General features: G+C 41.8%; 13 protein-coding genes. 7 read left to right on the top strand and 6 right to left on the bottom strand.

Annotated elements, in window-relative coordinates; translation table 11 throughout:
• Nucleotides 1-161 precede the first annotated feature (161 nt).
• The 4 genes from HRU23_13835 to HRU23_13820 all read left to right on the top strand — a co-directional run bounded on the left by HRU23_13835 (nucleotide 162) and on the right by HRU23_13820 (nucleotide 4,351).
• Nucleotides 162-452 (top strand): LapA family protein, encoded by a 291-nt coding sequence (locus HRU23_13835; GenBank protein NRA55219.1) that lies wholly within the window; start codon nucleotides 162-164, stop codon nucleotides 450-452.
• Complete coding sequence (gene lapB / locus HRU23_13830) at nucleotides 445-1,605, top strand: lipopolysaccharide assembly protein LapB (GenBank protein ID NRA55218.1); 1,161 nt, start codon at nucleotides 445-447, stop codon at nucleotides 1,603-1,605. The genes HRU23_13835 and lapB overlap by 8 nt, the downstream gene beginning before the upstream one ends.
• A 70-nt stretch (nucleotides 1,606-1,675) precedes the next feature.
• The gene (pyrF, locus tag HRU23_13825) at nucleotides 1,676-2,374 is read left to right on the top strand and encodes an orotidine-5'-phosphate decarboxylase (protein ID NRA55217.1); all 699 of its coding nucleotides are present in this window, start codon (nucleotides 1,676-1,678) and stop codon (nucleotides 2,372-2,374) included.
• Between the two features lie 177 nt (nucleotides 2,375-2,551).
• Nucleotides 2,552-4,351 carry an acyl-CoA dehydrogenase C-terminal domain-containing protein gene (locus HRU23_13820; GenBank protein ID NRA55216.1) on the top strand — a complete coding sequence of 600 codons (1,800 nt, stop codon included), beginning with the start codon at nucleotides 2,552-2,554 and terminating at the stop codon, nucleotides 4,349-4,351.
• A gap of 395 nt (nucleotides 4,352-4,746) precedes the next feature.
• Here HRU23_13820 and HRU23_13815 read toward each other — a convergent pair whose 3' ends face one another.
• The 3 genes from HRU23_13815 to HRU23_13805 all read right to left on the bottom strand — a co-directional run bounded on the left by HRU23_13815 (nucleotide 4,747) and on the right by HRU23_13805 (nucleotide 7,832).
• Nucleotides 4,747-6,132, bottom strand: coding sequence for a TRAP transporter large permease subunit (locus HRU23_13815; protein NRA55215.1), 1,386 nt, complete (start codon nucleotides 6,130-6,132; stop codon nucleotides 4,747-4,749).
• On the bottom strand, nucleotides 6,132-6,644 hold the full coding sequence (locus HRU23_13810) for a TRAP transporter small permease subunit (protein ID NRA55214.1): 513 nt from the start codon (nucleotides 6,642-6,644) through the stop codon (nucleotides 6,132-6,134). Before HRU23_13810 ends, HRU23_13815 begins: the two co-directional genes overlap by 1 nt.
• Before the next feature lie 126 nt (nucleotides 6,645-6,770).
• Nucleotides 6,771-7,832 carry a TRAP transporter substrate-binding protein gene (locus tag HRU23_13805; protein ID NRA55213.1) on the bottom strand — a complete coding sequence of 354 codons (1,062 nt, stop codon included), beginning with the start codon at nucleotides 7,830-7,832 and terminating at the stop codon, nucleotides 6,771-6,773.
• Nucleotides 7,833-8,103: 271 nt separating this feature from the next.
• Between HRU23_13805 and HRU23_13800 the strand changes: the two genes are divergently transcribed.
• Nucleotides 8,104-8,442: a hypothetical protein gene (locus HRU23_13800; GenBank protein NRA55212.1), complete on the top strand. Its 339-nt coding sequence runs from the start codon at nucleotides 8,104-8,106 to the stop codon at nucleotides 8,440-8,442.
• A gap of 13 nt (nucleotides 8,443-8,455) precedes the next feature.
• Nucleotides 8,456-10,822 (top strand): immune inhibitor A, encoded by a 2,367-nt coding sequence (locus HRU23_13795; GenBank protein NRA55211.1) that lies wholly within the window; start codon nucleotides 8,456-8,458, stop codon nucleotides 10,820-10,822.
• On the opposite strand, the gene HRU23_13790 is transcribed toward HRU23_13795, so the two are convergent.
• The 3 genes from HRU23_13790 to HRU23_13780 form a co-directional block, all read right to left on the bottom strand.
• The gene (locus HRU23_13790) at nucleotides 10,786-11,718 is read right to left on the bottom strand and encodes an alpha/beta hydrolase (protein ID NRA55210.1); all 933 of its coding nucleotides are present in this window, start codon (nucleotides 11,716-11,718) and stop codon (nucleotides 10,786-10,788) included. The genes HRU23_13795 and HRU23_13790 overlap by 37 nt on opposite strands.
• 158 nt (nucleotides 11,719-11,876) lie before the next feature.
• Nucleotides 11,877-11,975, bottom strand: a complete 99-nt coding sequence (locus HRU23_13785; protein NRA55209.1) for a MetS family NSS transporter small subunit — start codon at nucleotides 11,973-11,975, stop codon at nucleotides 11,877-11,879.
• Nucleotides 11,976-11,985: 10 nt separating this feature from the next.
• Nucleotides 11,986-13,464, bottom strand: coding sequence for a sodium-dependent transporter (locus HRU23_13780; protein ID NRA55208.1), 1,479 nt, complete (start codon nucleotides 13,462-13,464; stop codon nucleotides 11,986-11,988).
• A gap of 468 nt (nucleotides 13,465-13,932) precedes the next feature.
• Between HRU23_13780 and HRU23_13775 the strand changes: the two genes are divergently transcribed.
• The gene (locus HRU23_13775; GenBank protein NRA55207.1) at nucleotides 13,933-14,688 is read left to right on the top strand and encodes a 3-hydroxybutyrate dehydrogenase; all 756 of its coding nucleotides are present in this window, start codon (nucleotides 13,933-13,935) and stop codon (nucleotides 14,686-14,688) included.
• Nucleotides 14,689-14,720: the final 32 nt, after the last annotated feature.

Below are 14,720 nucleotides of genomic sequence, written 5' to 3'. Positions count from 1 at the left end.
TCGAGCGCCTTGCCTGAATTAATTTTATCCACGCACAACAAGATCATAAATTTAATGTAATTGGTATAACTTCATAAAGAAATCATATTCTTTGCTAGCGATTTCGGATGTTTTCTTAGATAATGAAAGCTATTAGACGAGGATAGATCACAGGAGAGTTTATGAAAACAATTTTTGCAACCTTGATTGTTGTGATATTTTTTGCTGCGGCAATGATTTTTAGTACCAGCAATACCGCCACTGTACCGATTAATTATTTGATTGCTCAAGGCTCTTTTAACGTTAGTACGGTTATTGGCGTCGCCTTTTTGTCCGGATTCCTATTGTGTTGGTGTATTTTTTATTCGCTGTATCTTGGGGTTAAATTTAAATTAAAATCGACCACCAAAAAGTTAACTAAAGCTGAAAAAGACGTTGCACTACAAAAGGAAAAATTGCTGACTAATGCTTGAACTGCTGTTTCTTTTGCTGCCTGTAGCGGCAGCTTATGGTTGGTACATGGGCCGGCGCAGTGCTGGTCATCAACATCAGCGCGATGTTAAAGACTATTCCAAAAGTTATTCTGCAGGACTAAATTATCTATTGTCTGACCAGCCCGATAAAGCGGTCGATCAATTTATTGCTTTGGTTGAAGTCGACAAAGATACTATTGAAACTCATCTTGCCTTAGGAAAGTTATTTCGCCAACGAGGCGAGATTGACCGTTCTATCCGGGTTCATCAAAATTTATTGGCTCGCCCCTCATTATCACCAGAGCACCATGAAACGGCGCTCTTTGAATTAGCCCATGATTATTTGCAAGCGGGTTTGATTGATCGCTGTCTGGATTTATTTTCTGATCTAGCCAGTAGTGAGACTTATGGTGATAAGTCTTTAGGTCATTTACTGTCAATTTATCAATCGACCAAAGAATGGGATAAGGCCGTTGCTGTGGCCAAGCAATTAATAAATCGTGGCCAGCATGTGGTTAAAGTTTCATTGGCACATTTTTATTGCGAGCTGGCAGACAGCTCTGCAGAGCAAAAAACCTGTTTAAATTATTTAAAACAGGCACTCAAAACTGACGAAAACTGTATTCGAGCACGATTGGCGATTGGGCGAATTTATCTCGACAGCAATCAATTAACAGATTGTCAGCTATTACTCGACCAACTGTTGGGGCAAGACATTGATTATTTTCGAGAAGTACTGCCGCTGTTTATCGAATGTTACCAACGCCGAGATCAACAACAAACCCTGATTCAAAAGCTCGATGACGCCTTGCAAAAAGGTGCGGGCATCGCAACATTATTAGCTAAAATTGAGATTATGCGCCCGACGTTATCGCAGCAACAGGTTGAACAGGAAATTACCGATCATTTGGTTGATAAACCAAGCATTAAAGGTTTTTATGAGCTGATGAATTATCAGCTTAGTGACGCCGAAGATGGCCGTGCTAAAGAGAGTCTGCAACATTTAAATTTGCTCGTTGGTGAGCAGCTAAAAATAAAACCCGCTTATCGCTGTCGTGGTTGTGGCTTTGAAGCAAAAAATATTCATTGGCAATGTCCTTCATGCCTAGCATGGGGCACGATAAAGCCAATTCGCGGGATCGATGGTGACTAACTCCAGCCTTATCACACTTTCCCGCAGTCAATCTTAACGTTAGTAATTAGATAATTTATAGAGGAATACCATGAGTAACCAATCGAAAGTTGTAGTAGCACTTGATTTTGATAATCAGCAACAGGCACTCGACTTTGTCGCAACTATCTCGCCAGACAGCTGCCGCTTAAAAATAGGCAAAGAAATGTTTACCTATTTTGGCCCTGACTTTGTCAAAACATTGGTTGGTATGGGATTCGACGTTTTTCTTGATTTAAAATTTCATGATATTCCTAACACGGTCGCTAAAGCCGTTACTGCAGCTGCGGAACTTGGGGTATGGATGGTTAATGTTCATGCAACTGGCGGCGCTAACATGATGAAGGCGGCAGCTAAAGCTCTGCAACCTTATGGTAACAAAGCACCATTGCTGATTGCTGTCACCGTGCTGACCAGTATGGAAGAGTCGGAACTTGCCTTAATTGGCGTTGAAACTACCTTAGCTGCTCATGTGACCAAGTTAGCGACTTTAGCTAAAGACTGTGGTCTTGATGGCGTAGTGTGCTCGGCACAAGAAGCTACTCGGTTAAAAGCTGAACTTGGTCAGGACTTTTTGTTAGTTACTCCGGGTATTAGACCCGCTGGTAGCGCGGTTGGCGATCAAAAACGTATTATGACTCCCTTGCAAGCAGTGCAGGCTGGCAGTGATTATTTAGTGATTGGTCGACCTATTACGCAAGCAACAACTCCTGCGCAAGTGTTGCAGCAGATTAATAGCTCATTACTCTAAATATTGGAGTATTCGTTTGATAATTGAAGCCTGTTGCAATGCAACGGGCTTTTTTATGGCCAAATGTTAAATAGTTACCAACAGTAGTTAACATTCGTTGCTTATTCTGGTATAAATTAAAACGTATGTTTTAAAAGGGCGTTTAGCCCAACGTCTAATTATTTAAGGAATCACCCAATGACTGAATTTAAGCCACCGCTAACCGACATGAGTTTTTTACTAAATAAGGTGTTTGATGTTTCGACTTTGTGGCAGGGTATCCCAAAGCTAAATGAAACAGTTGATATTGATACGGCCGAAGCTATTTTACAAGAGGCTGGTAAATTAGCTTCCGATCTTATTGCGCCCTTAAACCGTAGTGGTGATGAAGAAGGTGCTCAGTGGAATAATGGGGTGGTAACAACACCAGCAGGCTTTAAAGAAGCGTACAAGACCTTTGCTGAAGGTGGCTGGAGTGGGTTGTGTGGTGATCCTGAGTTTGGTGGCATGGGCATGCCTAAAATGTTGGGTGTCTTGTTTGATGAGATGATGTATGCCGCCAATTGTTCATTCGCGTTATACCCAGCGCTATCTTCTGGTGCATGTTTAGCACTTAATGCCCATGGTAGCGATGAACTCAAAGAAAAATACCTGCCTTCGCTATACAGTGGTCGTTGGGCTGCCTCGATGTGTTTAACCGAACCTCATAGTGGCACTGATTTAGGACTTATTCGAACTAAAGCTGTTCCTAATGGAGATGGAAGTTACCAAGTTAGTGGGACCAAAATTTTCATTACGGGTGGTGATCAAGATTTAAATGAAAATATTATTCATTTAGTACTGGCGAAATTACCGGATGCAGCACCAGGTGCGCGTGGTATTTCGCTATTTTTAGTGCCTAAAATCAATGTTGAAGATGACAAGCTAACTACGGGAAATAATGTCAGTTGTGGTTCTATAGAACATAAAATGGGCATTAAAGGTTCGGCAACTTGTGTGATGAATTTCGATCAGTCACAGGGTTATTTAGTTGGTGATGCTGGCAAAGGCCTCGCCTGCATGTTTACCATGATGAACTATGAACGTCTGTCGATTGGTATTCAAGGCATTGGTTGTGGTGAAATGGCCTATCAAGGTGCGGCTGAATATGCCAAAGAGCGTTTACAAAGCCGCGGTGTTGGCGCGCTAAAAGATCCAACGCTTGCTGCCGACCCAATTGTTGTACATGGTGACGTCCGCCGAATGTTGTTAACAGCGCGGGCGAACAATGAAGCGAGCCGAGCTTTTGCCTTGTATATTGCCAAGCAGCTAGATATTGTAAAATTTAGTGATGATAAATCTGCCGTTGTTAAAGCCAATTCGTTAGTTGCTTTACTGACACCGGTCGCAAAGGCATTTTTCACTGACTTAGGCTTGGAATCTACGGTGTTAGGACAGCAGGTTTATGGTGGACATGGCTATATTCGTGAATGGGGTATGGAACAACTCGTGCGTGACGTGCGCATTGCGCAGATATATGAAGGCACCAACGGCATTCAGGCACTCGATTTAATTGGTCGTAAAGTTGCAATGAATAAAGGCGAAGATTTTGCTGTTTTTGCTCAAGATATTCGCGAAGAAATCGCGCAGTTTGAGCAAAGTGACTTGAGCGATACTAGCCGTTTAAGAGCGATGTTTACTCAATTGAGCAGTTCACTAGAAGAGTTGGAGCAATTAACTAATATTATCTTAGATCGCGCCAGTGATGGTAATGAACTAAATGGTAACGCTGTCGACTACTTAAATGCGTTCGGATATACCGCGTTCGCGTTTATGTGGTGCAAAATCTCAGTTGCTGCGGCTAAAGAGCAGCAAAGTGACGATAATCCGTTTTATGAAGGTAAGCTAGCAGTGGCTGACTTTTTCTTTGCCCGTTTATTACCTCGTCAACAAGCACATATCGGCGCAGTTAAATCTGGTGTTAGCACATTAATGGCACTGCCTAACGACATGTTCTAAATATTTGTTGTGCGATATAAAGCCGGCACTTCGATGCCGGCTTTTTTGATCTTACGGTATTATTTTAAGATGTAATTTTAATGTGTTAGCCCGTGATAATAGGGCCAGCATCGGAGTATCGACACAGATATAAAAGGGTTCAAGACTTGAAACCTTGCGTTAGCAATGCAGCTATTGCTATTGATATTATATTTTCAGATCTTGCTAATTCCAGCGTAAAAATATTGTCAGCTCGCAGCTAAGTTGGATCTAGGCTCATAACAAATCGAACGTTCAGGAGTTTGATAAAATAACAACGCTACTTAATTGTACGTGTGGCTTAACATAACGAAAAACGCCAATCAATATGATTGGCGTAGTTAAAGTCTTAATTATCAGAAGTTAGCAATAAGCTATCAGGAATAAGCGATTGCGGGCAACCACAAGGCTATTTCTGGCCAGAATATTAAGAGGACCAAGGCAAATAATTGCAACCCAATGAACGGCATTACACCTTTGTAGATATCAATCAACTTGATATCTGGCGGACAAACGCCTTTTAAATAAAACAGGGCAAAGCCGACGGGGGGGGTTAAGAAGGAGGTTTGCAGTGTCATGGCAACGAGCATTACAAACCAGACCATTTTAGGGTCGTCGACCACGCCATAACCATTGATAGCAATATCTAACGCGCCAATAACCGGTGCCAACAAAGGTAATACAATTAAGGTGATTTCAATCCAATCAAGGAAGAAGCCAAGGAAAAATACCACTAACAAGATAAAGGCTATGATTCCGTAAGGACCAAAAGGAAGGCCAGTTAGGAAAGACTCAATCACTTCATCGCCGCCTAATTCTCGTAACACTAAAGAGAACAAACTCGCACCGATAAATATGGCAAAGATGTATGAGGTGGTATTCATGGTGTTGTGCATTACATCTTTGAGTACTTTAAAACTGAACCTTTTGTTATACATTGCCAAAAGAGTTGCGCCCAATGCGCCAACGCCTGACGCTTCTGTTGGGGTGGCAATACCGGTAAATATTGAACCTAACACGCTAAAAATTAATAGCAGCGTTGGGATAATAGCTTTGAGCACTCTAACAACGGTTGCGAATGTCACCGGCTTAGCATCTGCAGGAATAGGTGCTGCTTTTGGGTTAACCATACCGACGATTAGAATATACAAAATATATAACAAACCTAACATCAAACCAGGAAAGACCGCGGCCATAAACAGATCGCCAACACTTAACCCAAGTTGGTCAGCCATGATCACCAGCATGATGCTTGGTGGAATTAGAATGCCTAAGGTGCCCGCACTCGCTATCGTGCCCAAAGCCAAGGTTTTAGAATAACCTTGCTTTTGCATTGCCGGCAATGACATCACTGCCAGTAATACGACTGATGCACCGATGATGCCAGTTGAAGCAGCTAAGATAATACCAATCGAGGTTACCGTAATGGCTAAACCGCCATGAACTCGACCAAATAACTCTTGCATTGAGATCATTAAACGCTCGGCCACGCCAGATTTGTCTAACATGATGCCCATGAAAATGAACATCGGCAGCGCGACGAGAATCCAATTGCCCATTATTTGATAGACACGATTAACGATTAAACCCAAGGTTTGGAAATCGAGTCCGGTCATTGAGTCCCAGTGTTCGTCTGAATAACCGGCGACAAAAGTGAACAGCACGCCAACACCCGCCAGAACATAGGCTACGGGAATACCAGTAAACAATAGCAAGATAAAACTGCCGAACATCGACAGTACTAATATTTGATTTATATCCATTATTTATCTCCTCGTAGCAATAACGTCGTGTCTCTAATCAGACGCGAAATGCTCGATAATGCGAAAAATGCCATGCTCAAGGGGATAGCTGATTTAATTAACCATCGAAACGGCAAACCCGAAGGTGACTCAGATGACTCGCCGGTACGCCAAGCATCGGCCACAAAATCTAAACTATGGATAAATACAATGTAGATAAAGGGAAGTACGAAAAATAGCACCCCAATAATGTCAATAATATATTTGGTTCTTTGACTGAAATTTGAATAGAGTAAATCAACCCTGACATGCGCATTATTGACTTGCGCATAAGCCAAACCAAACATTACTCCAATGGCATACAAGTGCCACTGTAACTCTTCGAGCCAGATTTGGCCGTTGGCAAAGCCTTTACGCAAGAAAACTTGGGTAATAATCACAAGAATGAGTAAAACATAAACCCAGGCTACCGAGTGACTAACTTTCTTAATAAAGTTGTCGAGAGCATCAGCGATGGGCACTGGCGGCTGCATCTTGATATTATTCACAATGTTTCTCCAAAAAATATCGCCACTAACAAGTCCTTTAGAAAAATGGCTTACGTTCGTCCTGAACAAAAAAAGGCCTCAAAGATTGAGGCCAGACTATATATCTAACAATTAACGAGTTTTACGAGGTAAGAAAGCGTTTTCTTCCCATAAGTCATAGTTGGCTCTAAATTGAGATAAATCGGTGTAAACCTTATCAAAGAACTTATCTTCTTTTTTCATGTTTGCAGCCACTTCATTCCAGCTATTTTCAAAGTGACCTAACATTTCATCACTCCAGTAACGGATTTCAACACCTTTGTCAGCGTAACCTTTCATGACATCAAATTGTGATGCTTCACCTTCGGCAATTGACTGCGCCATTGACGCTTTACACGTGGTGTTGACAAGTGAACGCTGGGTTTTGTCCATTTTTTTCCAAGTATCACCATTAATCAACAGTTCGAAGATCGTGGCTTGTTGATGCCAACCAGGGAAGTAATTGAATTTAGCTATCTTGTGCAGGCCTAACAATTGATCTATCGCAGGTTGTGAAAATTCAGAAGCATCGATTGCACCTTTTTCAAGTGCGCCGAAGATTTCACCACCAGGTAATTGAACGGTACCAACTCCTAAGTTTTCCATTACTTTAGCACCAAGGCCGAAGAAACGGATGTTAAGACCTTGCAGATCTTCTAGCTTATCAATTGGCTTTTTGAACCAACCAGATGTTTCAGGCGAGATAATGGCACATGGAATAACATGTACGTTGTAACCGGCTTGATCATACATTTCTTGATATAACTTTAGGCCATTACCGTAATACATCCATGCCATGTACTCGCCCGCTTCTGGGCCAAAAGGTACTGCTGAAAATAAAGAAGCTGCAGGAATTTTACCTTGCCAGTAACCCGCCGTAGCATAACCAGAGTTTACTTTGCCCGAAGAAACCGCATCAAGAATTTCTTTGGCACCCACTAGTTTGCCAGGCTCATAAATTTTCATTTTCAGATTGCCACCACTAATCACTTTCAACTCTTCAGAAACCCATTTAATAGGGGTACCTAAGGCTGGTAAGTGTGAGCCAAAAGCAATTGGCGTTTTTAGTAATAATTTGTCGGCAGCTATTGCAGGTGCAGCAATAGTTGTTGCTGCAAGTACTGCAACAACGAGTGCTTTTTTATTAAATTTCATGGTGACGCTCCGTTTATTTATAGTTACATCTAATTGTAAATTTATTGTTATTAATAGGTAGCTAGTTTGCTAGTTGATAGTATCTAATGTTGCGGACAGGTGTTATTGGCATGACTACGTATTTTGACTAAGTAATACTACGTAATATGCTCCAGCAGCTATAATTTGAGCAGTATCTAGGCTGGTTAACAGTAATAAGTCTCAATTACAAAGTGATAGTGCTATATTAGCGCGCGAGACTTTAGGTAAGAAATTGGATAAAGAGTTTATAATGAAATTTAATATGACGGGTTTAATCGCTTGTTTTTTGTTGTCGGCGTGCAGTGCGGTAGAAAATCACTCTCAAGCTGAAGTGACAACACCGCTCAGTAAGGCCCAAGTTAGTCCGAATGTAACCGAATCTGTGGGCAGTTCTTCAGCGATAAAAAAAACTGATAAGCTCAGGCCTGCTTGTGGTTTCTCACCACCGGTCCGTGATATGGACAAAATAAGGACGATGTTAATTAATGCAGACGAGATTGATCCTACACTTAGTCGTGAGCAACAAGAGCGATTAGTCAGAGAATATATTAATAAAAAACAACGTATATTGCATAAAAAATGCCGTTAGTTAAGGATCGTAAATGAATTTTAATTCGATAAAGTCACCGTCACTCTTATTCTGTTTGTTTTTTTTAACCGGTGAGGCTGCTGCCGTATCGCAGTCGATGGCCGCGGATCCAGTATTAATCAATCATGAACGAATTGCTTATTGGCTAAAACAGCGAAACGAGCTTGAACAAGATGCTTCCGACGACGCTATTAATGCCGCAGTAACTCAATACATCAACGACCATAATAAAAATTATCAGTCATCAACGACAACCAAACGATTGCCGCTGCGTGTGGTACCGCCAGTCTCTAAAGTAAAATCAGTTCAGGTTCGTGCGTTAGCTAAAGCACCGGTGACTAATAACGTTAAGGTCAATGTACTGGTGTTATTAATCGACTTTCCCGATTTGCCTTATAACAATAATCGACTGATAGCAGATGATACCGAGATGTTTTATAACACTTATACGCCGGCACATTATAACGAGATGTTATTTTCTTCATCGGGTTACTCCGGACCTGATGATTACATCGGCGATAACTTACTGTCAGTGGCCCAATATTTTGATCAAGAATCTGGTAATAGTTTTAGTTTTGAAGGTAATGTTTTTGGTTGGTATACCGCCAGTCATAATGCCAGTTATTATGGCAGCGGTGATGAAGGAAATGTTGCTGAATTAGTGCTTGAAGCGGTCAATGCTGCAGTCGCTCAAGGGACAGTTAATTTAGCTGATTATGATCTCGAGGATCCTGACGATTTTGATGACGATGGTAATTACTGGGAGCCCGATGGTGTGGTTGACCACATTATGGTGTTTCATTCAAGCATTGGCGAAGAAGCCGGTGGTGGGGTATTAAGAGAAAACGCTATTTGGTCGCAGCGATTTGCGGTGGGCAGCTCTCCACAATCTGTGATCGGCAGTTCGCTTAAAGTTGAGGGGTTTACTATTGTACCGATCGATGCAGCCGCTGGGGTAGTGGCTCACGAGTTTGGACATGATCTTGGTTTGTTAGATGAATACGATACTGATAATAGTACAGTTGGCGCGCCTGTGGCTAATTGGTCGGTGATGGCGGCTGGTACTTGGCTTGGCGAGATAGCGGGTACTGAACCTGTTACTTTTAGTCCGTTAGCACGCGATACTTTGCAAGCTGCCTATGGCGGCAACTGGATTAATCAACAACAAATCAATGCCAGCGATTTAACGCAGGCCGTGACCGAGATTGCGTTGGTGGAAGCGGTAAATCATGGGGCGGGCATCAATCAAATTAAGGTTAATTTGTCACCGCAGTCACAAGCATTTAAAACGCCTTATCAAGGTAGTTATCAGTATTTTTCTAAACATAAAAACTTATCGACCAGCGAGTTATCGTTTACGGTAGCAATCGCGGCTAACTCAAGCAGTAGTTTAAGCATGCAGGCGCAATGGGAGCTTGAACAAAACTATGATTATGTTCAGGTTATGGCTAATGACCAGCCACTAGCCGCCAATCAATACACCGCTAGCGGTACTGGTGATTTAGCAGGGCTGCAACATATTTTAACGGGCACATCTACCAGTAATCAATGGCGGTCTTTAACGTTTGATTTAAGCGCGTACGCTGGCCAGCAGGTAACGATTACAATCAAACATGTCACTGACTTTGCAGTGGGTGGTTTTGGTTTTGTCGTTGACAACATTAATATTGTCAGTGCAAGCAATCAGGAGTTTTTCGCTGGTGCTGAGTCTAGTGATTCGGCCAGCAACGATATTTCACTTAACGGTTTTGATATTATCGGTTCGAGTTATTTACGTGACTCACAAGCCTATTATATTCAATTGCGCAGTCACAATGAGTTGGACAGTTCGTTAGCGCGTGAACATTACTCGCCAGGCATATTAATGTGGCTTAGTGACAGTAACTATTCTGACAATCAAGTCGAAGAACATCCAGGACATGGAATGTTAGCGGTGATTGATGCTGATCAAAATTTTATTACTGGTGGAGATTCATTGAAACAAATTGCTGATGCCGCCTTTGGCAGATATCAGCAGCTGCCGCGATCTAAGGATAATTCAACTGACAATGTCGCGATTTTTTTAGATACTGATGATTATAGTAACTCAAAGCAGCCTGAATCGGGGGTGATTTTAAGCCCGGTCGGCTTTAAAATGGAAGTTTTTGATCAAGCGCCCGATAGCACGACAGCAAAAATTTTGTTGAGCCGAATTGAAATCGAAACTCCAGAGGTTGAAACTCCTGAAGTCGAGACTCCAGCGACAGATACTTCGGATATTAATACCTTGCAGCCGGAAACGTCATCTGGTGGCACTTCATCTGTATGGGGGCTATTAGCACTATTTTTAATCCTAACTACGCGTCAGCTCGGGTTGTTAACAAACCGAGATATCCGCTGATATAATGCCTGGCACTGACTAGGCACTAAGCTATCAAGATTGATAAACGCATGGATCATGTGCTTGAACTGATATATTTCACAGGTGACTTGGGCGCTGGTGAGCTTATCAAAATAGGCATGTGCTTCATCGCGTAAGGGATCAAAACCTGCACTTAAAATTAAAGTCGGTGGCAATCGTTGGTCGATTGGCCTAAATAAAGGTGACACCGCTTTAGGATCTTCATTGTGCTGAAAGTAATGGCTGAAATACCAGCGTATCTTGTCCGTTTCTAATAAATAACCACGACCATTATCTTGATATGATTGGCTACTTAAACTGTAATCTAGGCTGGGGTATATTAATACCTGCATGTCAATTTGCAGCTGTGCATCGGTTTGGCTACGCTGTGCTAACGTGGCTGCCATGGCTCCGCCGGCGCTATCACCGGCAACAATGAGCTTGCCAGAGAGTTGATGTGTACTCAATATACTTTGGTAGTTGCGACAAACTTCAACCCCGTCGTTGATTGCACTAGGGTAGGGATGTTCTGGCGCTAAGCGATATTCGACCGCTACCACAATAACTTGGCTAGTCTGTGCTAAGCGGCGACAAATAGGATCATACAACTCAACGCTGCCAACCATATGACCACCGCCATGAAAATAAATCATCACAGCGAGAGGCTTGGTTAAGTCGGGTACATAGATCCTAAGCTTAATATGGCGATCACTGACGGCGAGCTGACTATCATATACTTGCTCTAACGTTGGTCCTTGCCCTGCAAGTGCTGCCATTACTGAAAAATTGGCACGCATCAAGGCTGGCGTTAAGCTTACCTTGTCTTTTTTAGCTAAGGCGATGCTTTGGTTTACTTGACTTAAAAAGGGTTGTAATAAGGGATCCGGTTCCGACATAGCTATTCCTTTAATGAGATTGCATTAAAATAGCATAAGTGGTTAATTTGAGTGATACAAGTAATAAACTCGTGATAATCAGGGCAAAAAAAAGCGGATATCTCTATCCGCTTTTTATTAACAAGTTACTGTAAAATTAAGAATTGTTAAGCAGCAAGTTACTTGCTACTTTTCATGGCTTTTCGAATACACAAAGCGGCACCGCCCCATGTAATGCCAAGTCCAAAAACCATCATAAAAATTGCGCTGGTAGTCATAATAATACTCCTAGTTTGATTCGTTATTAACACGAGATGATTTGTTGATGACAACTGCAACGATAAACATTGCAGCGATTAAGCCCCAACCTAAAATCACCAATTCAAAAGTTGCGTAACCGCCGTAACCTTCAGTGACCGTTTTGTAGATATTAGTACCAAGAATGATCGCTAGAATTGCTGGGCTAATAAAGCGCAGGCAAATTTCAAACCAAGTTCCAATACTGAAATCAGAAATATCGTTGACATATTTACGGATATCAGACAACTTAAATAACCAAGCGACAATAACTAATTCAATAATACAGCTGGTTAGTAGTGCAATGTTATTGATGAAGTAATCGACTAAATCAAGCAACAATAAACCACCGTTGGTGGCAAACGCCATTGAGATAACAAGACCTGAACCACAAACAATAGCCGCCGCTTTCTTACGTGACCAGTTTAGCTTATCGATAAAGGCTGATGTGACCGCTTCTAAGATTGAGATGTGTGAGCTTAAACCCGCAACGACTAAGGCGAAGAAAAATACTGGACCAAGAATGTAAGGTGCAGGTAATAAGTTAATGGCCGCCGGAATAGTAACAAACGCTAGACCAACACCGGCAGTAACTACCTCAGTTAATGGCTTGCCTTGTTCTTGAGCCATATAACCCAAGATTGAGAAAATCAAAATACCGGCCACAATAGAGAAACCACAGTTAATCAGTACTGTCATGACAGCATTGTTATTGATGTCTGATTTCTCAGGTAAATAACTTGAGTAGGCCATCATGATTGCAAAACCAACACTTAGCGAAAAGAAGATTTGGCCGTAAGCAGCAGACCAAACTTTCGGATCCATTATTTTGCTAAAATCTGGTTGGAACAAATAGTTTAAACCGTCTAATGCGCCAGGTAAGAATACCATGCGGCCAATTAGGGCAATAACCATAATGAACAGTAGCGGCATCATTATTTTGCTAGCACGTTCAATACCGGCTTTAACGCCACCATTGATAGCAGCAAATGAGATAGCCCAAGCTAATACCATTGGCAGAGCAATGTGCCATTGGAAGCTGCCGAGGTTAGTCGGTGAGTTTTCACCTAGCTTAAGGTATTCGCTAAAGAAGAACGCATTGGTATCAGCGCCCCAACTTTGGGTGAATGACATACCCAAATAAGAGATAGCCCAACCGATAACAGCCACATAATAAACGGCAATAATCGCCGCGATCATGACTTGAAACCAACCTAACCACTCATACTTTGCGCCAATGCGCGCTAATGTTTTTGGTGCAGAACCACGGTACTTATGTCCTAAACCAAATTCCATGATCATAAATGGAATACCGGCAGTTAGCATCGCAAACAGGTAAGGAATGAAAAAGGCACCGCCGCCATTTTCATACGCCATATATGGAAAGCGCCAAATATTACCTAAACCGATAGCTGAGCCAACGGCTGCTAATATAAATCCGGCTCTGGAGCCCCATTGTTCTCGTTTCATAAATACTCCTACTACCTATTAATCAAGGCAGTATCTTTGTTGTTTAATAGTGTGACCAACTAATACATCGCAATTATAGTTTAGGTTGCAATGTAAAATAAAAGTTATTGATTGGTTAACTGCCCAAATTAGGCTGTTAAGTGAGATTTTTTACAGTGTTGCGAGTTGATTTTCAATTAGACATTCAGATTTAGGTTGTCATTTTGTGATCCGGGTCACTTATTTTTGTGGTTTGGTTATGGCCAGCTTTTGTTTTGGCTTAAACTAGGGTTATCAGTATGTTGCGAGTTGTGGGTTGTTGTGTTAATTGCTGTTTAGTGAGGTATGTAAGGTTAAATTCTAATGCTTAATCGATAAATAGGGTTTCTAACCGCCAATAATACTGAGGTAGAGTTTCAATCAGCGGTAAATTTAACTATATTAATGCTGCTTGAAACTAAAATAAAATCAATATAATAAGGAATTTTCATGGAAAAAGTGGCGATAATAACTGGCGGTGCTAGCGGTATAGGTTATGCGGTTGCTGAGGCTTTATGCAAAAGTGACTATAAAGTTGTGATTGCAGACTTAAACCAACAGCTAGGAGAAGAGGCTGCTGACACTTTAGGATGTCATTTTATTAGGGTTGATTTATCTCAGCAACAAGATAATAAGCGTTTAATTGATGAAACAGTCGAAAAATTTGGTCGACTCGATATTCTGGTCAATAACGCCGGATTTCAACATGTCTGCCCGATTGAAGACTTTCCTGAGCAGACCTGGAATACCATGATTAGTGTCATGTTAACGTCACCATTTTTATTGACAAAATATAGCTGGCCACACATGAAAGCGAATAACTGGGGCCGCATTATTAACATCGCTTCGGTGCATGCCCAAATTGCCTCACCCTTTAAAGTGGCTTATATAGCGGCCAAACATGGTTTAGTCGGGTTAACTAAAACGACCGCACTCGAAGGTGGTGAGCATGGCATTACGGTCAATACCATTTGTCCGGCTTATGTTCGTACGCCACTCGTTGATAAACAAATTGCTGATCAAGCTCAGGCTCATGGCATTGCACCTGAAAAAGTTGTGTCTGATATTATGCTAAAAAATGCGGCGGTTAAGCGGATGATCGAACCCGAAGAGATTGGTGGCTTGGTGACTTACTTAGTCAGTGACGCAGCTCGGTCATTTACGGGTTCTAATTTAACCATTGACTTGGGATGGACCGCGCAATAGCGGTCACAGCTATTATTTAATCAGCACTCAGA

This window comes from Gammaproteobacteria bacterium, assembly GCA_013214945.1.
Lineage (GTDB): Bacteria > Pseudomonadota > Gammaproteobacteria > Enterobacterales > Psychrobiaceae > Psychrobium.
The sequence above is the reverse complement of the archived record's forward strand: the minus strand, read 5'-3'. Positions and strand labels throughout refer to the sequence as shown.